Below are 20,539 nucleotides of genomic sequence, written 5' to 3'. Positions count from 1 at the left end.
ACCGGCAACCATCACCCTTCGACAAGGGGCGCAGCCCGGCGCTACGCGCGGGTGAGGGCGAGATGATTTGAAGACTTACCCTCATCCTGAGCCTGTCGAAGGATGACGTTGATCAAAAAACGCGATTCAAGGGAGCGAATCAACAGATGCGACAGGTCACACTCCCCGGCGGCGAGTCGGTCCCGGCCCTCGGCCAGGGCACCTGGCGTATGGGCGAGCAGGCCGGCCAAAGGGCCGAGGAAGTGCGCGCGCTCAAGCTCGGCCTCGATCTCGGCCTGACGCTGATCGACACCGCCGAGATGTACGGCGAGGGCGGCGCCGAGGAGGTCGTCGGCGAGGCGATCGACGGCCGCCGAGACGCGGTCTTCCTGGTCTCCAAGGTCTATCCCCACAACGCCTCGCGCCGCGGCGCGGTCGAGGCCTGCGAGCGCAGCCTGGCGCGCCTCGGGGTCGAGACCCTCGACCTCTACCTGCTGCATTGGCGCGGCGGCATTCCCCTGGCGGAGACGGTCGAAACCTTCGAGGGCCTCAAGGCCGCCGGCAAGATCCGGCACTGGGGGGTCAGCAACCTCGACAGCGTCGACGTGGCGGAACTGCTGGACTTGGAAGCCGGGGCAGGCTGCGCGACCAATCAGGTGCTCTACCATCCGGGCGAGCGCGGCATCGAGTGGAACCTGCTGCCGGCCTGCCGCGAACACGCCATCCCGATCATGGCCTACTCGCCGCTCGGCCAGGGCGAGGTCCTGCGCGACCCGGCCTTGAGCGCGGTCGCCGAGAAGCACGGGGTCACGCCGGCCGCGGTCTCCCTGGCGTGGGTCCTGCGCCACGACGACGTCATCGCGATCCCCAAGTCCTCGGACCCGGCGCACCTCCGGGCCAACGCCGAGGCCGCCGACCTCGCGCTCGACGGCGACGATCTCGCGGCGATCGACGCGGCCTTCCCTCCGCCGCGCGGTCCGAGCCCGCTCGCCATCATCTGAAACGATCAAGAAACAACCAAACCTAAAGCATCACCACATAGAACACAGAGGACACAGAGGAAAAACCAAGGGTTTGTTCCGGCGCGCTTTGCGCGCAACCAAATCCTTTTTGGTTCTCTGTGTCCTCTGTGTCTCTGTGGTGAATTCTCCCTTTTGGGTTTCGACGTCAGCGGTTCTGGCGGTCGCGCCAGCGGTAGTAGCCGATGGTGTAGGCCAGGAACCAGGGGTCGCCCTGGTAGAGCGGCCGGGTCTGGAAGGCGAGCTCGTCGAGACCGGTCTTGCCTTCCTTCAGGCCCAGCACCTGCTGTCCCAGGCGCATGCCGAAGTAGCTCGCCAGGGAGACGCCCGAGCCGCAGTAGCCCATGGCGTAGTAGGCGCCCTCGTGCCGGCCGATATGGGGCATCTCGTCGAAGGTGTAGGCGACGAAGCCCATCCAGGAGTGACTGACCTTGGTCCCCGCCAGCTCGGGAAAGATCTCGACCATGTCGGCGTGCAGCTTGGGCGCGCTGACCTTGGGATCGGTCTCCTTGAGCGAGACCCGGCCGCCGAAGAGGATCCGGGTCCGGTCGGGCGACGCCCGGTAGTAGTAGACCAGCTTGCGCGTGTCGGTGAGCACCCGGTTGTTCGGTATCAGACGGTCCATCTGCTCTTCCGGCAGGGGCTCGGTGGCGATGATGTAGCTGCCGATCGGAATCACCCGGCGCCTGAGCCAGGGGGTGATGGCGCCGGTGTAGCCGTTGCTGGCGACCACCAGGTCGCGCGCCTGAACGCGGCCGCGCGCCGTGGCGATCCGGAAGCCCTGGCCGTCGCGCTCGAAGCCGGTCACGCGGCAGTTCGGGATCACGGTCGCGCCCGCCGCCGTGGCGCGCTCGAGCAGGCCCTGGTGGTAGCGTGCCGGGTCGAGCGAGGCGTGGCGCGGCAAGACGACCCCGCCGTGATAGAAGTCGCTGCCGATCTCCCGATGCTGCTCGGCCTTGGGCACCATGTGAAAGGGCACTTCCAGGCCCTTGGCCTGCTTGCTGAACTTCTCGCCCAGCTTGTCGTAGGCGACGGGATTGTGGGCCATGTAGAAGCGGCCGGCCCGCTCGAAGTCGCAGTCGATGCCCTCGGACTCCACGAAGTCGCCGATCCACTCCAGCGCGTTGTGGCCCTCCTTCAGGATGGCGAAGGCCTTCTCAGCGCCGAGCTTGGCCGCCAGGGCGTCGTAAGAAGGCTTGAGGCTGGTGCTGATCTGGCCGCCGTTGCGCGTCGAGCAGCCCCAGCCGGCCGCCTCGGCATCGAGCACCAGGGTCTCGCGGCCGCCCCGCGCGGTCTGGATCGCGGCGTTGAGCCCGGTGAAGCCCGAGCCGATGACCGCCACATCGACCCGCTCGGGCAGCGCGATCTCGGGCAGGTCCGGGCGCGGCGTGCGATCCCACCAGTAGGGCTGGTCCTTGTAGTCAGATGTAAAGAGATCCGCTGACACGTCTTCCCTCCCGCCGAGCCGGCCCCGCAGAGGCCAGCCTCGCAGAGACAGAGCATAGGCCAAAGCATTCGCTCGATCAGGCGGTTTTCGATGACAAGCGCGCCCGCGCGACGCATGCTCGACCAGCGGGCATGCGTCCGCTCCCGCGCCGCGCTTCCCGCGGCGCCGGCCGCCCGCGGGTCACGCCATGCTCCTCGTTTCCCGGCCAGTGCGCACCCAGGAGGACGATGTCCGGGCCGGCATCGCCTGGATGCTGGTTACCAGCCTCTTCTTCGTCAGCCTGGACGCCACGGCCAAGATCCTGGTTGCGCGCTATCCCGTCGTCGAGATCGTCTGGGGCCGCTTCGTCTTTCATCTGCTCTTCGCCCTGCTGCTGCTCGGGCGGCGCCTGCCCTCGCTGGTGCGGAGCAACGCCCTGGTGCTCCAGCTGGTCCGGTCGGTCTTCCTGATGGCGACGACCGCGCTCTTCTTCATCGGCGTGCGGCTTCTGCCCTTGGCGGATGCCAGCGCGATCATGTTCACCAGCCCGATCCTGGTCACCCTGCTGGCCATACCGTTCCTCGGCGAAAAGGTCGGCCCGCGCCGCTGGGCGGCGGTCGGCGTCGGCTTCCTGGGAGCGCTGATCGTCGTCCGTCCGGGATTGGGCGTCATGGGGGTCGGCGCGCTGGTGCTGCTCGGCTGCGCCTTCTGCAACGCCTGCTACCAGCTGATCACCCGCCGGCTGCGGGGCACCGACGACCCGCTGACGACCCTGCTCTACACCGCCGTCGCCGGGACGGTCGGCACCAGTCTGGCGCTGCCGGCGGTCTGGGTGCCCCTGGAGGGCACGGACTGGCTGCTGCTGGTCATGCTCGGCGCCTTCGGCTGCTTCGGGCACTTCACTCTGATCAAGGCCTTCCAGTCGGCCCCGGCCGCGGTGGTCGCGCCCTTCTCCTACGCCAACCTGATCTGGGCAACCATCTTGGGCTACCTGATCTTCAGCGACCTGCCCGACCTCTGGACCCTGCTCGGCGCGGCCATCATCGCCGCCGGCGGGCTCTACATCCTGCACCGCGAGCAGGTCCGCAGGAAGGAGGCCGACGCCGGGACCAGGGGTCAGCCCCTCGTCAGGTAGTCGTAGGCCGAGAGCACGTGAGTCCTGACGACGTGGAGAAAATCCTCCACCGGGACGTGCTCGTCGAAGGAGCCCATGCCTTTCGGAAAGGGACCATAGACATAGGCCGGAATGTTCTCGTAGCGCCAGAGCCTGGCGTCGGTCCCGCCCAGGCTGACCACCGGCGTCGGGCGGAAGCCGCGCAGCTGTTCCACGTTGTTCTGGATGATCTCGACCATGTCGCCGTAGGGGTCGCAGTAGGACGGCAGGTTGCAGTTGTCCTCCACGAAGCTGACCTCGGGATAGGCCGCCGCGATCTTCTCGACCTCGGCCATGATCCGCGCTTTGTCGGCGCCGACCGGCAGGCGGATGTCCGCCTCGAAGACGCACTCCCCGGGCACCATGTTGACCTTCAGGCCGCCCCGGATCGTGCCGATGTTGAGCGTGACCTTGGGCATGATCCCGGCCGCCCCCTCGCCCATCGCCCGGTCCGTCGCCTCCACGCCCTCGACCTGGGCGCGCATGAGGTTGTCGGGCAGGTCGAACTCCAGGTCCTCGAGGGCCTCCAGGTCGCGGATCAAACCGGCCGCGATGCGGGTCGCCGAGGGGCTGGCGTGAGTGTAGGCGCCGTGGGTGCCGGCCGTGCGCACGGTGAAGGTGATCCACAGCGGCCCCTTCTCGCCGTAGCGGACCGAGAAGGGACTGGAGGGCTCGCCGTTGAGGCAGCAGTCGCCGCGCACCTCGGGCTCGTGCTCCATGAGCCAGCGCGCCCCCCAGGGCCCGAAGGTCTCCTCGTCGGAGACGCAGGTCAGCGTCAGCTTGCCCTTCAGCCGGTCCTTGATGCGGTGCAGCAGGACATAGGTCCAAATGCTTGCGCTGGTGCCGCACTTCATGTCGGCCGAGCCGCGGCCGTAGATCTTGCCGTCGACCTGCTCGCCGCCCCAGGGGTCCTGGGTCCAGCCCTCGGCCTCGGGATCGGCGCTGACCGGGAAGACGTCGATGTGGCCGTTGAGCACCAGATGGCGGCCCGCCGCGCCGCCCTCGAAGGTGCCGACCACGTTGGCCATGGTCGGCTGCGGATCGACCAGGCGGTGCGGTGCGCCCTGGGCCTCGAGGAAGTCGGTGATGTGCTTGACCGCCACCGTGGTGTCGCCCGGCGGGTTGGGCGACTTGGCGCGGACGAAGTCCTGGAAGAAGCCAACGATCGCGGCCTCCTCCTCCTCGATCCAGGCGAGGAGTTGTTCCCGATCCTTCATTGCGCCCGTCTCCTCTTGTCGCACGAAACCCAAGCTACTCGCCCCGCTCCGTCATTGCCGGACTTGATCCGGCAATCCAGGGCAGCCGGCAACCCTGGATGCCCGGATCAAGTCCGGGCATGACAGCATTTTAATGTAGATCCTGGACCTACTCCTCCTTCTGTTCTTTCGACTGCCCGAAGACCTGCGCGATCACCAGCAGGAAGGTCGAGAAGATGATCATGATGGTCGAGATCGAGGCGATGGTCGGATCGATCTGGTCGCGCAGCGAGGTGAACATGTCGCGGGTGATGGTCGCGTTCGGCCCGCCCGAGACGAAGAGCGCGATGATCACCTCGTCGAAGGAGGTCAGAAAGGAAAGCAGGCAGGCCGTGATCACGGCGAAGCGGATCTGCGGCAGGGTGATCACCATGAAGGCGCGGAGGCGCGAGGCGCCCAGGCTGCGCGCCACCATCTCCTGGTTCATGTCGTAGCTCTTGAGCGCCGCGCTGACCACGACCAGGACCAGGGGTATCGCCAGGATCGAGTGGGCCAGGGTCAGCCCCAGGATCGTGTTGACCAGGGAGAGCTTGACGTAGAGGTAGAAGACGCCGATCGCGACCAGGATCACCGGCACCATGATCGGCGCGATCAGCAGCATGAAGATGAACTTGGCCGAGCGCAGGTTGGAGACGAATAGCCCGTAGGCCGCCATGACGCCGAGCGGCGTCGCGAGGAAGACCGTCAGGACACCGACCTTCAGCGAGGTCCAGGTCGCGCTCATCCACTTGGAAGAGTTGAAGTAGTTCTCGTACCAGCGGAACGACCACTCGCGCGGCGGAAACTCCAGATACTGGGAGTCCGAGAAGGACATGGGGATGACGATGAAGGAGGGCGCGACCAGGAAGACCATCACCAGGCCGGCAATGACGTAGAGCCAGAGCCGGCTGCCGTGGGTGATCTGGGTGTCCGAGGCGGGGGCGTTGAGCCAGCTCAGCATCACTTGTGCCCCCCGCCCATGACCTGGTCGAAGCGCAGCAGACGCGCGGCCAGATAGAGGATGATGAGAGTCAGGACCAGCAGCACCACGCCGAGCGCCGAGGCCGCGCCCCAATTGAAGAAGAGCTCGATGTTGGTCGAGATCCGCATGGCCACCATGATCACCTTGCCGCCGCCCAGCACCGCCGGTGTGACGAAGAAGCCGAGACAGAGCACGAAGACGATCAGCCCGCCGGCGAAGAGCCCCGGCAGGGAGAGCGGGAAGAAGACCCGCCAGAAGGCCTGGGTCGGGCCGGCCCCGAGGTTGGCCGCGGCCTTGACGTAGTCCTTGTCGATCGCCCGCATGGCGCCGTAGACCGGCAGGATCAGGAAGGGCAGCATGATGTGCACCATGCCGATCAGGGTGCCGTTCAGGTTATGCACCAGCTTGATCGGCTCGTCCCAGAGGCCGAGCTCGATCGCCCAGTTGTTGATCAGGCCCTTGCGCTGCAGCAGGACGAGCCACGCGTAGGTACGTACCAGCAGCGAGGTCCAGAACGGCAGCAGCACGGTCAGCATGCAGAGCGCAGCCGCGCGGCGCGGCAGCTGGGACATGAAATAGGCCAGCGGATAGCCGATCAGGATGCAGACCAGCGTGGTCAGGATGCTGACCTCGAAGGTGTTCCTGAAGATCCGCGCGTAGGACTTGCTCTCCACCATGCGCTGGTAGTGCTCGAGGGTGAAGGAGCCGTCGTCGGCCAGGAAGGAGACGTAGAACAGCCATCCGACCGGCACCACCATCACGACCATGACCAGGATCAGTGCTGGCGAGCAGAGCCCGAAGAGCGCCATGCGCTCACGGAGCGCGTCCTGACGCAGGCCTTCCTCGTTGACCTTCTCGATCCCGGTAAGCGCGTCTTCGCCCGCGGTGCCGATGGCGACACTCATGGCGCTAGCCCTCGCCTTCGGTGATCAGGACCGTGTCCTCCCGGTGCAGGCCGAGTGTCACCGACCCGCCTTCGGCCGGCATGGCGGCCATCGAATCGCGCCGGGTCACGCCGCGCACGCCGACCTCCGTGCCGTCGGCCAGGACGACCACCATCAGGAAGGAGTCGCCCTGGTAGACCAGATCGCGCACTTCCCCCTTGAAGGCGTTGACGTCCTCTTCCACCGGTTCCTGCACCAGATGAAGCCGTTCCGGACGCAGCATCAGGAGGCTCGGCACCTCGCCGTTCAGTTCCTCGGCGAGCTTGAGAGGCTGCTCGGCGTAGTAGGCGTGGCCTCCGTTGATGTGGATCGGCAGGAAGGTCGATTCGCCGATGAAGTCCGCGACGAAACGGTTGGCCGGCTGCTCATAGATCCGGCGCGGTTCGTCGAGCTGCATCACGCGGCCGTGGTTGATCACCGCGATGCGGTCCGACATGGTCAGCGCCTCGCGCTGGTCGTGGGTCACGTAGACCGTGGTCATGCCGAGCTTTTCGTGCAGGTGGCGCAGCTCGATCTGCATGTGCTCGCGCAGCTTCTTGTCGAGCGCCGAAAGCGGCTCGTCCATCAGAAGAATGCGCGGCTCGAAGACGATGGCGCGGGCCAAGGCGACCCGCTGGCGCTGGCCGCCGGACAGCTGGTCGATGCGCCGCCCGCCGTAGCCGCCCAGCTGGACCATCTCGAGCGCCTGCTCGACCCGGTCGGCGATTTCCGCCGGTGCGACTTTGCGCAGCCGAAGCGGGAACCCGACGTTGCCCGCCACCGACATGTGAGGGAAGAGCGCGTAGTTCTGAAACACCATGCCGACGTCGCGCCGGTGCGGCGGCATGCGGATGATCTCGCGCTCGCCGAAAAGAACGCTGCCGTGGTCGGGCCGGGTGAAGCCGGCCAGGACCATGAGGAGCGTCGTCTTGCCCGAGCCCGAGGGCCCCAGCAGGGTCATGAACTCGCCGCTGCGGATGTCGAGATCGACCTCGTTCAGCGCGAAGACATGCCCATAGGTCTTTGTGATTCCACGGATCGTAATAGGCAGCGATCCGCCGTGCCCCGAATTGCCCGTCACGGTGCCCCACTCCCCGGATTGTGGGGGAGGAGCGGCGCCGCCGGCGCCCCTCCTCCGGCCACTCAAAGAAAGACTACTCGGTCAGCATGTCCTGGTAAGCCGCCGAAGCCTTCTGCTCGAACTCGGCGTACCAATCCAGGTTGGCCACGAGCTGGAGCTTTGCGTTTTCCGGGTGCGACGGCAGCATGGTGGCGACCGCCGGATCGATCTTGCCCGTATCGTACGCGGCCTTGTTGGTCGGGCCGTAGGTGATGTACTTCGGCATGTCGGCCTGGAATTCGGCCTTGCTCATCTCGGCGATGAACTTCATCGCCAGGTCCTTGTTGGGCGCACCCTTGGGAATGGCGAAGCAGTCGTAGTCGAGCAGCGCCTGGTTGTAGGTGTAGGCGGCCTTGGCGCCGTCCTTGATCGCCACGTCGAAGCGGCCGTTCCAGCCGGTCGTCATGTCGACCTCGCCGTCCTTCATGAGCTGGGCGTGCTGCGCGCCCGAGGCCCACCAGACCGCGATGTGCGGCTTGAGCTCGCGGATCTTGTTGATCGCCCGCTCGATGCCGTCGGGCTTGGCGAGTTCCTCGTAGACCTTCTCCGGCGGCACGCCGTCGGCCATCATCGCCGGCTCCAGGGCGCCGGAAACCTTGTTCCGATAGGACCGCTTGCCGGGGAACTTCTTGGTGTCCCAGAACTCGGCCCAGTTCTGGGGCCCGTTCTGGCCGTAGGTCTCGGTGTTCCAGGCCCCCACCGTCGAGAAGGTGATGGTGCCGACGCAGTGCGGCATGTAGGTGCCGGGCACGAAGTTGGAGACGTCGATCATGTCGTAGTCGAGCGGCTCGAACAGACCTTCGACCGCGCCGCGGGAGGCGCTGGCGGCGCCGGAGTCGATGATGTCCCAGTTCACCGCGCCGGCCTTGACCTTGAGGCGCACGTCGGAAATGCCGCCGTAGGAGTCCTCGGCGATCTCGAGGCCCATGGCCTTGGCGACCGGCTGGAACAGCGCCTTGCTCTGGGCGTCCTGATAGGACCCGCCCCAGGATACGATGGTCAGATCGGCCGCCTGCGCGCCGCCGGCGAGCAACGCGCCCGCGGCGAAGACCGTGGCGAACAGTGAAGTCCGGAAGGCGCCCGGCTTCCGCTTCGGTTGGGTGTCATATTCCTGCATGGAAGGCTCCCTATCCCTTTGTTTAAACAGCGAAAGCCGCGAGGCCTTCTTGGGCCTCCGGCCGTCGTCGACACGAGGCGTTTCACCTCTTGCGGTTAGCTTACGTCAGGTTTCTTCGGAGCAACAGTAGTTTACTGGCGCTTCGCGGACGGCGGGCGGGCGGCAGGAAGGAACAGCCTTGCGGTTCATCAATCGAGACGCGATTTCTTGACGGCGAGCGAGCACTTCATCACGCACGGGCCGGGATCCCATGACCCCATGAACTCGATCATCGCCATCCACCCCTACAAGCACGAGGGCCTCTGGGTCTTCGACGACGAGAAGGCGGGGCTCGTCCAGGAGCCCTTCGTGTCCGGCGCCGATACCGTGATCGACCGGATGGTCGCCGGCATCCCGGACGCGGAGAAGGGCTTCACCCTGATCTTCTCGGCCGGGCCCTTCCCGGGCTACCAGGCCGCGTTCGAGCGGCGCCGCGAAGAGATGGGCGGCAACTGGTACTACAGCGCGGATCTGGACATGGAGGGCTGGCTGTGCCCGGCGCTCTTCAAGTACTTCGACCAGGCGCCGCCGAAGATCTACGCCCAGTTCAAGGCCAAGGCCGGCTAGAGCAAGGTCGGCCGGGCCTGTGCCGCGGCGCTAGATCACAGCGACAACGGCGTCCATCACCTCGAAGGAGCCGCGCCAGATCATGTCGGTCGCCACGTAGGCCACGACTGCGAGGCCGAGATAGGCGAGCCAGCGATAGCGCTCCAGGATCGAGGCCACGAAGTTGGCGGCGAAGGCCATAAGGGCGATCGAGAGCACCAGTCCGAAGACGAGCATGCCGGGGGCGCCGTGCGCCGCGCCGGCGACCGCCAGGACGTTGTCCAGGGACATGGAAACGTCGGCGACGATGATGCTCGTCATGGCCGCCCCCATGGTCTTGCCGGCGACCACCTGTCCGGTCGCCGCGTCGACGAGGTCGCCCGGGGTCTCTACGTGCATCTCGCGCCACATCTTGTAGGCGACCCAGAGCAGAAGGATTCCGCCGGCGAGGGTGAGGCCGATGATGCTGAGCAGCTGGTAAGTGACCGCCGAGAACGCGATCCGCAGGCCGGTCGCCGCGACGATGCCGATGAAGATCGCCTTGCGCCGCAGATCTGGCGGCAGACCCGCCGCGGCCATGCCGATGATGATGGCGTTGTCGCCCGACATCACGAGGTCGATGAAGACGATCGCGATGAAGGCCTCGAAGTCGAAGGTCATCAGGGCGTCCAGCGACATCATGGGCGGGGCCTCGCCCGGGCGACGGGGTCATGGCGACGCCCGGAACAGAGGCTCGTGAAACGGCCCATCACCCCGCCCTCGCGTCTTCACGGATCATGTCGGCGGCCTTTTCGCCGATCATGATGGTCGGCGCGTTGGTGTTTCCGGAGGGGATCGTCGGCATGATCGAGGCGTCGGCCACCCTGAGGCCGCGCAGGCCGTGAACGCGCAGGCGCTCGTCCACCACGGCGAGGGGATCGGCGCCCATCTTGCACGTCCCCACCGGGTGGTAGATCGTCTGGGAGATCGCCCTGGCGGCATGCAGGATCTCCTCGTCGCTGCGCGCCGCGGGGCCGGGCCGGAATTCCTCGGCGACAAGGGGCGACAAGGCGCGGGTACCGATCAGGTCCCGGGTGTGCTTGATCGAGTCGACAGCCACGCGCCGGTCGGTCTCGGTCGAGAGGTAATTGGGTTCGATCGCCGGCGCCTCGTTCGGGTCCGGCGACTTCAGACGGATCCGGCCGCGGCTTTCCGGACGCAGCTGGCAGACCGACATGGTGAAGGCGGAGAAGCGGTGAGTCCCCTCGCCCGGCGAGTCCGCGCTCCACGGCTGGACGTGGTATTGGATATCGGGTGTCTCCAGGCCTTTGCGCGATCTCGCGAAGATGCAGACCTGGCTCGCGCCCATGGCGAGGGGCCCCGAGCGGAACAGGGCGTACTCCAGGCCCATCATCGCCTTCCGCAGCGGATTGCGCAGCCTGTCGTTCAGCGTGATCGGCCGCCGGGTCTTGTAGACCGCGCGCAGCTGCAGGTGGTCTTGGAGGTTCTCGCCGACACCCGGCAGCGCGCGGCGGACCTCGATCCCGAGGTCGCTGAGCGCTTCACCCGGTCCGACGCCCGATGCGAGCAGAATCTGCGGCGAGCCGATGGCGCCGGCGGAGAGGATCACCTCGCCCCGGCAGCGGGATTCCCGAGGCGCGCCCTTGACCCGGTAGCGCAGGCCGACGACCCGGCCGTCCTCGATCAGCAGCCGCTCGGCCTGCGCGTGGGTCCGGACCTCCAGGTTCGGGCGGGCGCGGACCGGTCTCAGGAAGGCGGCCGCCGAGCTGCAGCGCAGGCCGCGCCGCGCGGTCAGCTGGAAGTATCCCGCGCCCTCTTGATCGGCGCCGTTGAAGTCGTCGCGGCGCGGGATCCCGAGCTCCTCGGCGGCGTCGATCACCGCGTCGCAGAGCGGCAGCGTGAAGCGCAGCTCCGAGACGGCCAGCGGACCGCCGGCGCCGTGGTAGTCGTCGGCACCGCGCTCCTGGTCCTCCGATCGCTTGAAGTAGGGCAGGACGTCGTCGAAGCCCCAGCCGGCGTTGCCCATCTGGCGCCACTGGTCATAGTCCCGCGCCTGCCCGCGGATATAGAGCAGCCCATTGATCGAGCTCGAGCCGCCGAGCACCCGGCCGCGCGGCCACTGCAGGGCGCGGCCGCCGAGCCCCGGGTCGGGCTCGGTCCGGTAGCACCAGTCGGTGAGCGGGTTGTGGATCGTCTTGAAGTAGCCGACCGGGACGTGGATCCAGGGGTACCAGTCGGTCCCGCCGGCCTCCAGGAGCAGGACCCGGCGCTCCGCGTCGGCCGATAGCCGGTTCGCCAGTACGCAGCCGGCCGAACCCGCCCCAACGATGATGTAATCGAATTGGTCCGGCTGCCCCGTCACGGCTGGCGATCGTCCCCCCGTTTAGCGGCGCCGTTGCAGGGCCGCGTTTGTTCTGCAATAATGGGACAAATAGATCTCAATAACGAGACATCAAGTGCGCGGCACGCAGATCGGGAGGCTGGAGCCGTGATCAGGGAAGTCGCCGACGGCCGCTTTAGGCGTTTCGTGCTGCCGGCTTTTCCGTTGTAATGACTCAAGAAGCGATCGTGGAAAGCGCCGGGTTTCCGGCCGTTCTGCGCATCCAAGGGTCGTGGTAACCCCAAACAACAAGCTCTAGGGAGGTTCGTTTAATGTTCGAGTTCAAGAACTGCATGGCCGGCCTGGCCGCCGTGGCTCTCGCGGCCACGCTGTCCGCGCCAGGCGTCGCCGAGGCAAAGACCAAGATCCGCATCCAGTCCGTTATTCCCAGCAAGGCGGACGAAGTCGTCATGCTCAACGACTTCGCGGCCAACGTTTCCGCGCTGACCAACGGCGAGGTCGAGATCGAGGTTCTGCCGGCCGGCGCCGTGGTCGGCGTCAAGGAGACCCTCGAGGCGGTCGACAAGGGCCTGATCGAGGGCGGCTTCGCCTGGACCCACTACTGGTCCGGCTATCACCCGGCGGCCATGCTGTTCGGCTCGCCGGTCGCCGGCGCCGGCGTCGGCATCGACAACATCGCCTGGGTTTCCTGGTTCATGTACGGCGGCGGCCGCGAGCTCTACGACGAGCTCTGGAAAGAGATGGGCATGAACGTCAAGGGCCTCATGCTGCAGCCGGTCGGTCCGGAAGCGCTCGGCTGGTTCAAGGAGCCGATCGCCTCGATGGAGGACTTCCGCAAGTACCGCTTCCGCACGCCTCCGGGCATTCCCGGCCAGACCTACAAGGACATCGGCGTGGCCGCGGTCGCCATGGGCGGCGGCGACATCCTGCCAGCCCTGGAGAAGGGCGTGATCGACGCGGCCGAGTGGTGCTGCCCCAAGCCCGACAGCGTGTTCGGCTTCCAGAAGGTGCTGAAGCACTACTATCTGCAGGGGCTGCACCAGGTTGTGGTCAACGCGGACATCTACATCAACGGCGACGTCTGGAACAAGCTGAGCGACCATCAGAAGAAGGCCATGGAAGTCGCCGCCGACGCCTCGCTAATCCGTTCGCTGAGCTACCGGATCTACGAGAACGGCAAGGCACTCAAGGACCTGACCGAGAATCACGGTGTCCAGCTGCACGACACGCCGGCCGACTACTTCACGGAGTACATGGAGGCGGCGAAGGCCAGCCTGGAGAAAAACGCGGCCGAGAACGCCTTCTTCAAGAAGGTCTGGGACTCGCAGAAGGCCTTCGCCGACGTGGCGGTGCCCTTCTGGGCCGGCGCCCAGACGTCGAACGCCAACCTGGGCATGGCATACGCCAAGAGCAAGAAGTAGTCCTTCTTCTCTCCGACCGCAGAGAAAGCGGGGCTGGTCTCCACGACCGGCCCCGCGCCTGCCCGGCGCCGCGGCGCGGGCCGGACCAAGATCGAAATCCCTGAATGGCAGACGAACCGAATCCCGGCGAACTGGACATCACCGACGAGCTGATCGCCGAGCGCCGCGGCGGTGCGCCGGGCGCGTTGCCCCCCGACATGCCGTCCTGGATGGCGCGCACCATAACCGTAATCGACAGCTTCAGTCTGTGGAGCGGGCGCCTGATCTGCCTGCTGACCCTGCCGCTCTGCTTCGTCATGGTCTACGAGGTCATCGCGCGCTACGCCTTCGTGGCCCCGACCATGTGGGCCTACGACCTGAGCCGTTTCTTCTACGGCGCCCTCTTCATGCTGGGCGCCGGCTACGCGCTCTCCAAGGGCGTGCACATCCGGGCCGACTTCCTCTACCGCACCTGGACCGCACGAACCCAGGGACGGATCGACGCGGCGCTCTACCTGCTGTTCTACTTTCCCGGCCTGCTGATGTTCCTCTGGTCCTCGCTCGATTTTGCCTACCTCTCGTGGCTGCGGGGCGAACGCGGCATGGACACCGCCTGGATGCCCTACATGGGCCCGATCAAGACGGCCCTGCCGCTCGGCATCCTGCTGCTGCTGATCCAGGGCGTCTCGGAGCTGCTAAAGAGCTATTACGCCGCGACCCGCGGCCGCTGGCCCTAGTCCGGACCGGAACGAAAGATGGAAAACGAAACCCTCGGCCTGGTCCTGATCGGCGTCATGCTGCTGGCGATCTTCGTCGGCTTCCCGATCTCCTTCACATTGATCTTCCTCGGCTTCGTCTTCGGCTACCTCGGCTTCGGCGAACTGGTCTTCTATCTCATGACCTTCCAGTTCTCCTCGGTCATGCTGGAGCAGACGCTGGCGGCCGTCCCGCTCTTCGTCTTCATGGGCATCCTGATGGAGCAGGCCGGGCTGATGGAACGGTTATTCCAGGCGGTCCAGCTCATGCTGGCGCGGGTGCGCGGCTCGCTCTACGTCGCCGTGCTCTTCGTCTCGACGATCTTCGCCGCGGCCACCGGCATCGTCGGCGCTTCGGTCACCATCCTCGGAATCATGGCGGCCAAGACCATGAACCGCTCGAACTACGACGTGAAGCTGGCGGCCGGCACGATCACGGCCGGCGGCACGCTGGGCATCCTGATTCCGCCCAGCATCATGCTCGTGGTGATGGGCCCGGTGCTCGAAGTGCCGGTGACCGACCTCTTCGCGGCCGCGGTGGTGCCCGGCATCCTGCTCGCCCTGATCTATACCGGCTATGCGCTGGTGCGCTGCGCGCTCAATCCCGAGCTCGGCCCGCCGCTGCCGGAGGACCAGCGGGCCGAGAGCATGCGGGAAGTCTGGATCGAGTTCCTGCTCGGGCTGGTGCCGCCATCCCTGCTGGTGTTCTCGGCGCTCGGCAGCATCATGTTCGGCCTGGCGACGCCGACCGAGGGCGCGGCCTGCGGCGCGGCCGGGGCCATGCTGCTGGCGCTCGCCTACGGCAAGCTGACGCCCAAGAGGCTGTTCGACGCCCTGGTCAAGACGCTCGAAATCTCGGCCCTTATCCTGATCCTCGTGGCCGCCTCGAACTTTTTCGGCGCGGTCTTCTCGCGGCTCGGCACACCGACCATGCTGACCGAGTTCCTGCTCGACCTCGAGCTCAACCGCATGGTCATCCTGATCATGATCATGGCACTGATCTTCCTGCTCGGTTGGCCCTTGGAGTGGGTGCCGATCGTGCTGATCATCATTCCGATCCTGCTGCCCCTGGTCGATCAGCTTGGCTTCAACCTGACCTGGTTCGGCATCCTGGTGGCGGTCAACCTGCAGACCGCCTGGCTCTCGCCACCGGTCGCGCTCTCCGCCTATTTCCTCAAGGGCGTGGTGCCCGAGTGGGACCTGAAGGACATCTACCTCGGCATGATGCAGTTCATGGTGCTGCAGCTCATTGGGCTCATTATGATCATGGTCTTCCCGCAGATCGCCCTGTGGTTGCCCGGCGTCATCTATGGCAATTGAACCGGGACGTCCGATGAACCTCCGCGTCGGGAGCCGTTCCCTTGGCCGAGCCTGACGAAGAGTCGAAGGGGTCCCGCTCGACCCGCGTGCTCAAGGTGATCGAGGCCGTTGTCGCGGCGGGCCAGCCGATGTCGGTGACCGAGATCGCCGAGGTCACGGGCCTGCCGCGCGCCAGCCTGCACCGAATCGTCGGATTGCTGGAACGGGAGGGCTACCTGCAGAGCGGCCCGCGCGGACGGGGCCTTGAACAGGGCGCCCGGCTGACGCGGCTCGCCAGGTCCGCCCTGGCCGCGACCAGCGAGCGCGGCTTCCGCCACTCGGTGCTGGCCGCGCTGTCCCGCGAGATCGGCGAGACCTGCAATATCTCGGTTCCCGACGGCGACGCCATGGTCTACCTCGACCGGGTCGAGACCGAGTGGCCTCTGCGCCACCGCCTGCCGATCGGAACCAGGGTGCCCCTGCACTGCACCGCTGGAGGCAAGCTCTATCTCAGCCGCCTTACCGAGTCGAACCTGGCGCGCTTGCTGGCGGTCCTGCCGCTGAAGCGGCACACCGAAAGAACGATCACCGGGCCGGACGCCCTGCTGGACAATCTCGCCACCATCCGGCGCGAGAGCGTCGGCACGGACGACGAGGAGTTCATCGAGGGCATGGTCGCCGTCGCCGTTCCGATCACCGATGCCGAGGGGCGCATGGTGGCGGCCTTGGCGTTCCACGCGCCGAAGGTGCGCATGGATCTGGGGGCGGCGCGAAACGCCCTGCCCCGGCTGCAGGCGGCGGCGCAGGCGCTGTCCGACTCGCCCGAAAGCTAGAGCGGATCATGTTTGGTCGGAACCACTTATGGTTCCGACCAAACATGTGAATCCGCTCTATATCCAAGAGTTAGAGCAGATTCACGCGATTGAATGGATCGCGCCGGGCGAGTCCATTCAATCGCGATCTGCTCTAGAACACGCCGGCGTCGAGGCCAGCGGCGACCAGGGTCCCCAGTTCCTCGCAGTCGGTGACGAAGCCGTCCTGGAAGGCGCCGCGGCAGATCAGGGGCTCGCTGACCGCGCGCCAGCGCAGACCGGTGACGATGGATTCGACGGCGCGCCGGGTCCCCGTGCCGTCGTGGCCGGCGCGAACGTAGAGCGCGTAGGGGCGTCCCTGGGTCTCTTCCAGGCAGGGGTAGTAGACCCGGTCGAAGAAGTCCTTCAGGGCGCCGCTCATGTAGCCGAGATTCTCCGTCGTGCCGAGGATTATCGCCTGGGCCGCCTTGACGTCGTCCGGACCGGCATCGAAGGGCGAGAGCGCCCTTACCGACACGTCCTCGATGTCCGGGTGCCGCGCGCCGCGCAGGATGGCGTCACGGAGCTTCAGCGTATTGTCCGAGGGCGCGTGGGCGACGATGAGGAGTTCCTTGGCCATGCCCCTCCCTTACACCGGGGGCGCGGCGCGCGCAGCGCAAATCAGTGCGCCATCAGGACCGGCACGTTCATGTGACGCAGGATGTGGCGGGTCAGGCTGCCGAAGAGGTCGGTGCGCAGCCGGGCGTGACCGAGGGCGCCCATGACCAGCACGTCGGGGTCGTTCTCCGCGCAGTAGTTCAAAATGGTCGCCGCAGCACCGTCTCGTTTGGCGGTCAGCGTGACCTGCTGCGCGTTGATGCCGTGGCGCTCGAGGTGGCGCACGATCCCGGGGTCGGCCGGCAGCCTGTGGCCCTTGACGCCGTCGCCGCCGATCGTCACCACGTCGAGCCGCTGCTTGGTCTCCAGGATCTGCATGGCGTCGGTCAGGGCGCGCGCCGCGGGGCGGCTGCCGTCCCAGGCGACGACGGCATACTCCTTGAACGGGCGGACCTTGTAGCCGTTGGGCACGACGATGAGCGGCTTGCCCGAGCGCAGCACGATGTCCTCGGCGCGCACGTGCCGCTTGGCGTTGTCCGGGTCGGAGAACTGGCCGATCAGGAGAAGGTCGAAATAGCGCGCCGAGCGGGCCAGGAGATCGTTCGGCGGCCCCTCCTCGAACAGCCAGTCGAGCGGACCGTCGAAGGCCTCGGCCGCCGCCTTCTGGCGGAAGCTCTCTTCGATCTCCTTGCTGACTCCCTGCTCGGCAGCGCGCAGGTTGTCGAGCACGTCCTTCGAGATCCACTGCTCGTAGCGGCCCTCGAACTGGACCGGCGCCTTGACGTAGACGCCGGTGAGCGCGGCGTCGTACTTCTTGCTCATCTGCACCGCGAACTTGAGCGCGGCGTCGGCGTTGTCGCTGCCGTTGTAGCAGATGGCGATGTCCTTGATGGCCATGGCGTGCTCCCCCTGGGCGTGCTGCCCTGGCGGAAGCAGCGAGATGCGCCGCCGCTCTCCGCCCGTTGTTGCGCGCGGCAGCGCGGAGATCCGGCGCCGGCGCTTTCAGCGGCTCGCTTCGAGGCGTGCCGCGCTGCGACATGAGTACTGGTATACCATATGCCAGGGCCCGCTTCTTGTCGAGTCCGGTAAGGCGTGGCGCGTCTCCCGTCCGGCCGCGCGCGACTTCTCAAAAAAAGCTATGGAACTCTTCGAGAGAGGTGGTATACCAGATACCAAGCGACCAATCTCGCACAGCAAATGTCCGGCAAGGCGCCGCTGTCCCGAACCGAAGGCGTCCCTTGCCGCAAGAAAAGCGATACACGGGAGACGCGCGTTGCAGCAATCGAAAACCAGCGACATTTCCGCCCCGGGGGCGCAGCGGACCGGGGTGCGCGCACCAGCGATGAGCCGCTAACGACAGCGAGGCTCTTGGGGAGGGGCGACATTATGAGACGTGCGGAACTGGTGACGGCCATCATCCTGGCGTTGTTTTCCATCTACCTGATGTGGAAGAGCGCCGAGCTGGAGATCGGCTGGATCGAGGACGAAGGCCCTGGCGGCGGTGCTTGGCCGTTCTGGCTCGCGGCCATCATGCTGGTCTGCTGCATATGGATCATCGTCAACTGGGTGCGGCGCAGCTCGCCGCCATCCCGGTCGATCGAGCCCTACATGGACTCGACGGCGCGCAAGATGTTCCTGCTGGTGGGCGGCGGGGTCACCGGACTGATCGCCATGGTGCACGTTGTCGGCATGTACGGCGCGATACCGATCTTTCTCATCTATTACCTGCGACTGCTCGGTCAGCACGCCTGGCCGGTCACGCTCGCCATCGCGCTGTCGGCACCGGTCGTCATCTTCTTCTTCTTCGACGTGGCGATGCGGATCGTCCTGCCGAAGGGCTATCTCGAGCCGCTGTTTCTGCCGCTCTACGACATCTTCCTGTGAACCGGCCCGGGAACTGTCTGGGAAAACTTGATCGCAAAGAAGAGAGGCGCCGTCGTCGGCCGGCCAGCCTCTCGCTAGGGAGACACGGGGAAGCACCATGGAGATAATGTCGTTTCTTTTGGACGGCTTTTTGATTGCTTTTGAGCCGCTCAACCTGGCCCTCGTGGTGATCGGCGTCACGGTCGGCCTGTTCATCGGCGCGATGCCGGGACTGGGCTCCGTGAACGGCGTGGCCATTCTCCTGCCGATGACCTTCCTGGTTCCCCCGACCTCGGCAATGATCTTCTTGGCCGCGATCTACTACGGCGCCATGTACGGCGGCGCCATCAGCTCGATCATGCTGGGCATTCCCGGCGCCTCCACGGCGGTCGCCACGACCTTCGATGGCCGGCCGCTGGCGCTTAGCGGCAACGCCGACAAAGCCCTGGTCGCCGCGGCGCTGGCGTCCTTCTTCGGCGGCACCGTCTCGATCATGCTGTTCACCGGGTTCGCGCCGGCGCTGGCCCATGTCGCCCTCGACTTCGGCGACCCGGAGATCTTCGCGCTCATGCTGCTCGCTTTCGCCACCTTCATCGGTCTCGGCGGAGACGATATCCCCAAGACGCTCTTCTCGATCTGCATCGGCCTGGTGTTCAGCGCGGTCGGCATGGACATCATGAGCGGCGAGCCGCGCCTGATCTTCGGCGGCATCGACGGCCCCTTCCCCGGCTTCCTGCACGGCATCAACTTCCTGGTCCTGGCCATCGGCATCTACGGCATCGGCGAGATGATGTGGACCATCGACAACACCCGCGGCGACATCAGCATGTCCAAGGCGGTCGTCACGGTCGACCGCATCATGCAGAACCTGAAGGAGCTGCTGACCACCTGGAAGGCGGCCGCGATCGGCTCCTTCCTCGGCTTCTTCGTGGGCATCCTGCCGGCCGCCGGCGCGACACCGGGATCGCTGATGTCCTACGGCGTCGCCAAGATGACGTCGCGGAACTCGGACAACTACGGCAAGGGCGAAATCTCGGGCGTGGTCGCGCCGGAAGCGGCCAACAACTCGGCCTCCACGGGCTCCATGCTGCCCATGCTGACGCTCGGCATTCCCGGCTCGCCGACAACCGCGATCCTGCTCGGCGGCATGGTGATCTGGGGCCTCGTGCCGGGCCCCATGCTGTTCGTCGACCAGACCGAGTTCGTCTGGGGCCTGATCGCCAGCCTCTACGCCGCCAACTTCTTCGCCGTCTTGATCAACATCGCCTTCATCCCGGCCTTCCTCTGGGTCCTGAAGATGCCCTTCACCATCCTGGCGGCCTGCATCTTCGTGCTCTGCCTGGTCGGCGGCTACGCCCCGACCCAGGACATGCACGACGTCTGGCTCATGCTGGTCTTCGGCGTCGGCGGCTATCTCTTGAGAAAGCTCGACTACCCGCTGGCCCCGGCGGTGCTCGCCATCGTGCTCGGCCCGATCGCTGAGCCGGCCCTGCGCCAGTCGCTGCTGATCGCCAACGGCGACTTCATGGTCTTCGTCAACCGGCCGATCGCCGGCCCGATCACCATTATCGCGCTGATCCTGCTCCTGCTGCCGGCTTTGAAGCCGATCCTCAGGGCGTTCCGCAAGGAGAAGCCCGAAGCCAAGGAAACCAGCGGCAGCTGAGACAGCAGGCCCGTCCCCAGCTGCCGGGGCCCGGACCGCCGGCCCGATGCGATACTGAAAATGCGAGATCAGGAGCGAAACCCATGTCGGATACAGCGAGCGATACCCTGGCGCGGAAGGATCGTTCCGGCGATGTTTTGTCTGGCGGTCATCTTGTTGCGAAGTCGCTTAAGAACGAGGGCGTGGACACAGTTTTCACGCTTTGCGGCGGGCACATCATCGACATTTACGACGGCTGCATCGACGAGGGGATCCGGATTGTCGACGTTC

General features: G+C 66.3%; 20 protein-coding genes. 10 read left to right on the top strand and 10 right to left on the bottom strand.

What is annotated here, in order from left to right; all coding sequences use genetic code 11:
- Positions 1 to 146 precede the first annotated feature (146 nt).
- Entirely contained in the window at positions 147 to 980 is an 834-nt protein-coding gene (locus QNJ67_20530; protein ID MDJ0611373.1) for an aldo/keto reductase, read from the top strand.
- A 166-nt stretch (positions 981 to 1,146) separates the two neighbouring features.
- Here the strand turns inward: QNJ67_20530 and QNJ67_20525 are convergent, their stop codons facing one another.
- On the bottom strand, positions 1,147 to 2,445 hold the full coding sequence (locus tag QNJ67_20525) for an FAD-binding oxidoreductase (protein MDJ0611372.1): 1,299 nt from the start codon (positions 2,443 to 2,445) through the stop codon (positions 1,147 to 1,149).
- A 187-nt stretch (positions 2,446 to 2,632) separates the two neighbouring features.
- On the opposite strand from QNJ67_20525, the gene QNJ67_20520 reads away from it, so the two are divergent.
- Entirely contained in the window at positions 2,633 to 3,559 is a 927-nt protein-coding gene (locus tag QNJ67_20520) for a DMT family transporter (GenBank protein MDJ0611371.1), read from the top strand.
- Here the strand turns inward: QNJ67_20520 and QNJ67_20515 are convergent.
- The 5 genes from QNJ67_20515 to QNJ67_20495 all read right to left on the bottom strand — a co-directional run bounded on the left by QNJ67_20515 (position 3,541) and on the right by QNJ67_20495 (position 8,954).
- A complete protein-coding gene (locus QNJ67_20515; GenBank protein MDJ0611370.1) occupies positions 3,541 to 4,794 on the bottom strand; it encodes a M20/M25/M40 family metallo-hydrolase in 1,254 nt (417 codons plus the stop codon). The two genes, QNJ67_20520 and QNJ67_20515, sit on opposite strands and share 19 nt — an antisense overlap.
- Before the next feature lie 148 nt (positions 4,795 to 4,942).
- On the bottom strand, positions 4,943 to 5,773 hold the full coding sequence (locus QNJ67_20510; protein ID MDJ0611369.1) for an ABC transporter permease: 831 nt from the start codon (positions 5,771 to 5,773) through the stop codon (positions 4,943 to 4,945).
- A complete protein-coding gene (locus QNJ67_20505) occupies positions 5,773 to 6,699 on the bottom strand; it encodes an ABC transporter permease (GenBank protein MDJ0611368.1) in 927 nt (308 codons plus the stop codon). Before QNJ67_20505 ends, QNJ67_20510 begins: the two co-directional genes overlap by 1 nt.
- A gap of 4 nt (positions 6,700 to 6,703) precedes the next feature.
- Positions 6,704 to 7,798 carry an ABC transporter ATP-binding protein gene (locus QNJ67_20500; protein ID MDJ0611367.1) on the bottom strand — a complete coding sequence of 365 codons (1,095 nt, stop codon included), beginning with the start codon at positions 7,796 to 7,798 and terminating at the stop codon, positions 6,704 to 6,706.
- A 73-nt stretch (positions 7,799 to 7,871) separates the two neighbouring features.
- On the bottom strand, positions 7,872 to 8,954 hold the full coding sequence (locus QNJ67_20495) for an ABC transporter substrate-binding protein (GenBank protein ID MDJ0611366.1): 1,083 nt from the start codon (positions 8,952 to 8,954) through the stop codon (positions 7,872 to 7,874).
- 207 nt (positions 8,955 to 9,161) lie between these two features.
- Between QNJ67_20495 and QNJ67_20490 the strand changes: the two genes are divergently transcribed.
- Entirely contained in the window at positions 9,162 to 9,560 is a 399-nt protein-coding gene (locus QNJ67_20490; protein ID MDJ0611365.1) for a hypothetical protein, read from the top strand.
- 30 nt (positions 9,561 to 9,590) lie between these two features.
- On the opposite strand, the gene QNJ67_20485 is transcribed toward QNJ67_20490, so the two are convergent.
- Both QNJ67_20485 and QNJ67_20480 read right to left on the bottom strand, forming a co-directional pair.
- Positions 9,591 to 10,220, bottom strand: coding sequence for a TerC family protein (locus QNJ67_20485; GenBank protein MDJ0611364.1), 630 nt, complete (start codon positions 10,218 to 10,220; stop codon positions 9,591 to 9,593).
- A 67-nt stretch (positions 10,221 to 10,287) separates the two neighbouring features.
- Complete coding sequence (locus QNJ67_20480; protein MDJ0611363.1) at positions 10,288 to 11,901, bottom strand: choline dehydrogenase; 1,614 nt, start codon at positions 11,899 to 11,901, stop codon at positions 10,288 to 10,290.
- 290 nt (positions 11,902 to 12,191) lie between these two features.
- On the opposite strand from QNJ67_20480, the gene QNJ67_20475 reads away from it, so the two are divergent.
- The 4 genes from QNJ67_20475 to QNJ67_20460 all read left to right on the top strand — a co-directional run bounded on the left by QNJ67_20475 (position 12,192) and on the right by QNJ67_20460 (position 16,167).
- Positions 12,192 to 13,301, top strand: coding sequence for a TRAP transporter substrate-binding protein (locus QNJ67_20475; protein MDJ0611362.1), 1,110 nt, complete (start codon positions 12,192 to 12,194; stop codon positions 13,299 to 13,301).
- 104 nt (positions 13,302 to 13,405) lie between these two features.
- On the top strand, positions 13,406 to 14,017 hold the full coding sequence (locus QNJ67_20470) for a TRAP transporter small permease subunit (protein MDJ0611361.1): 612 nt from the start codon (positions 13,406 to 13,408) through the stop codon (positions 14,015 to 14,017).
- An 18-nt stretch (positions 14,018 to 14,035) separates the two neighbouring features.
- Positions 14,036 to 15,355, top strand: coding sequence for a TRAP transporter large permease subunit (locus QNJ67_20465; protein ID MDJ0611360.1), 1,320 nt, complete (start codon positions 14,036 to 14,038; stop codon positions 15,353 to 15,355).
- A gap of 41 nt (positions 15,356 to 15,396) precedes the next feature.
- Positions 15,397 to 16,167, top strand: a complete 771-nt coding sequence (locus QNJ67_20460) for an IclR family transcriptional regulator (GenBank protein MDJ0611359.1) — start codon at positions 15,397 to 15,399, stop codon at positions 16,165 to 16,167.
- A gap of 133 nt (positions 16,168 to 16,300) precedes the next feature.
- On the opposite strand, the gene QNJ67_20455 is transcribed toward QNJ67_20460, so the two are convergent.
- Both QNJ67_20455 and QNJ67_20450 read right to left on the bottom strand, forming a co-directional pair.
- Positions 16,301 to 16,765, bottom strand: coding sequence for a flavodoxin family protein (locus QNJ67_20455; GenBank protein ID MDJ0611358.1), 465 nt, complete (start codon positions 16,763 to 16,765; stop codon positions 16,301 to 16,303).
- Positions 16,766 to 16,806: 41 nt separating this feature from the next.
- Complete coding sequence (locus QNJ67_20450) at positions 16,807 to 17,640, bottom strand: universal stress protein (protein MDJ0611357.1); 834 nt, start codon at positions 17,638 to 17,640, stop codon at positions 16,807 to 16,809.
- Positions 17,641 to 18,129: 489 nt separating this feature from the next.
- Between QNJ67_20450 and QNJ67_20445 the strand changes: the two genes are divergently transcribed.
- The 3 genes from QNJ67_20445 to QNJ67_20435 all read left to right on the top strand — a co-directional run.
- Positions 18,130 to 18,627: a tripartite tricarboxylate transporter TctB family protein gene (locus QNJ67_20445; GenBank protein MDJ0611356.1), complete on the top strand. Its 498-nt coding sequence runs from the start codon at positions 18,130 to 18,132 to the stop codon at positions 18,625 to 18,627.
- Positions 18,628 to 18,733: 106 nt separating this feature from the next.
- Positions 18,734 to 20,269, top strand: a complete 1,536-nt coding sequence (locus QNJ67_20440; GenBank protein ID MDJ0611355.1) for a tripartite tricarboxylate transporter permease — start codon at positions 18,734 to 18,736, stop codon at positions 20,267 to 20,269.
- Between the two features lie 83 nt (positions 20,270 to 20,352).
- Positions 20,353 to 20,539: thiamine pyrophosphate-binding protein (locus tag QNJ67_20435; GenBank protein ID MDJ0611354.1), on the top strand; the 187-nt coding region annotated here is incomplete at its 3' end.

The sequence above is a fragment of the Kiloniellales bacterium genome, from assembly GCA_030064845.1.
In the GTDB taxonomy this organism is placed as follows: Bacteria; Pseudomonadota; Alphaproteobacteria; order Kiloniellales; family JAKSDN01; genus JASJEC01.
The sequence above is the reverse complement of the archived record's forward strand: the minus strand, read 5'-3'. Positions and strand labels throughout refer to the sequence as shown.

What these genes read in the sequence shown, in the direction of transcription:
- QNJ67_20530 (MDJ0611373.1), top strand. Translation starts at nt 147, where the DNA reads ATGCGACAGGTCACACTCCCCGGCGGCGAGTCGGTCCCGGCCCTCGGC.
- QNJ67_20520 (MDJ0611371.1), top strand. Translation starts at nt 2,633, where the DNA reads ATGCTCCTCGTTTCCCGGCCAGTGCGCACCCAGGAGGACGATGTCCGG.
- QNJ67_20515 (MDJ0611370.1), bottom strand. Translation starts at nt 4,794, where the DNA reads ATGAAGGATCGGGAACAACTCCTCGCCTGGATCGAGGAGGAGGAGGCC.
- QNJ67_20510 (MDJ0611369.1), bottom strand. Translation starts at nt 5,773, where the DNA reads ATGCTGAGCTGGCTCAACGCCCCCGCCTCGGACACCCAGATCACCCAC.
- QNJ67_20505 (MDJ0611368.1), bottom strand. Translation starts at nt 6,699, where the DNA reads ATGAGTGTCGCCATCGGCACCGCGGGCGAAGACGCGCTTACCGGGATC.
- QNJ67_20495 (MDJ0611366.1), bottom strand. Translation starts at nt 8,954, where the DNA reads ATGCAGGAATATGACACCCAACCGAAGCGGAAGCCGGGCGCCTTCCGG.
- QNJ67_20485 (MDJ0611364.1), bottom strand. Translation starts at nt 10,220, where the DNA reads ATGATGTCGCTGGACGCCCTGATGACCTTCGACTTCGAGGCCTTCATC.
- QNJ67_20475 (MDJ0611362.1), top strand. Translation starts at nt 12,192, where the DNA reads ATGTTCGAGTTCAAGAACTGCATGGCCGGCCTGGCCGCCGTGGCTCTC.
- QNJ67_20470 (MDJ0611361.1), top strand. Translation starts at nt 13,406, where the DNA reads ATGGCAGACGAACCGAATCCCGGCGAACTGGACATCACCGACGAGCTG.
- QNJ67_20465 (MDJ0611360.1), top strand. Translation starts at nt 14,036, where the DNA reads ATGGAAAACGAAACCCTCGGCCTGGTCCTGATCGGCGTCATGCTGCTG.
- QNJ67_20455 (MDJ0611358.1), bottom strand. Translation starts at nt 16,765, where the DNA reads ATGGCCAAGGAACTCCTCATCGTCGCCCACGCGCCCTCGGACAATACG.
- QNJ67_20450 (MDJ0611357.1), bottom strand. Translation starts at nt 17,640, where the DNA reads ATGGCCATCAAGGACATCGCCATCTGCTACAACGGCAGCGACAACGCC.
- QNJ67_20445 (MDJ0611356.1), top strand. Translation starts at nt 18,130, where the DNA reads ATGAGACGTGCGGAACTGGTGACGGCCATCATCCTGGCGTTGTTTTCC.
- QNJ67_20440 (MDJ0611355.1), top strand. Translation starts at nt 18,734, where the DNA reads ATGTCGTTTCTTTTGGACGGCTTTTTGATTGCTTTTGAGCCGCTCAAC.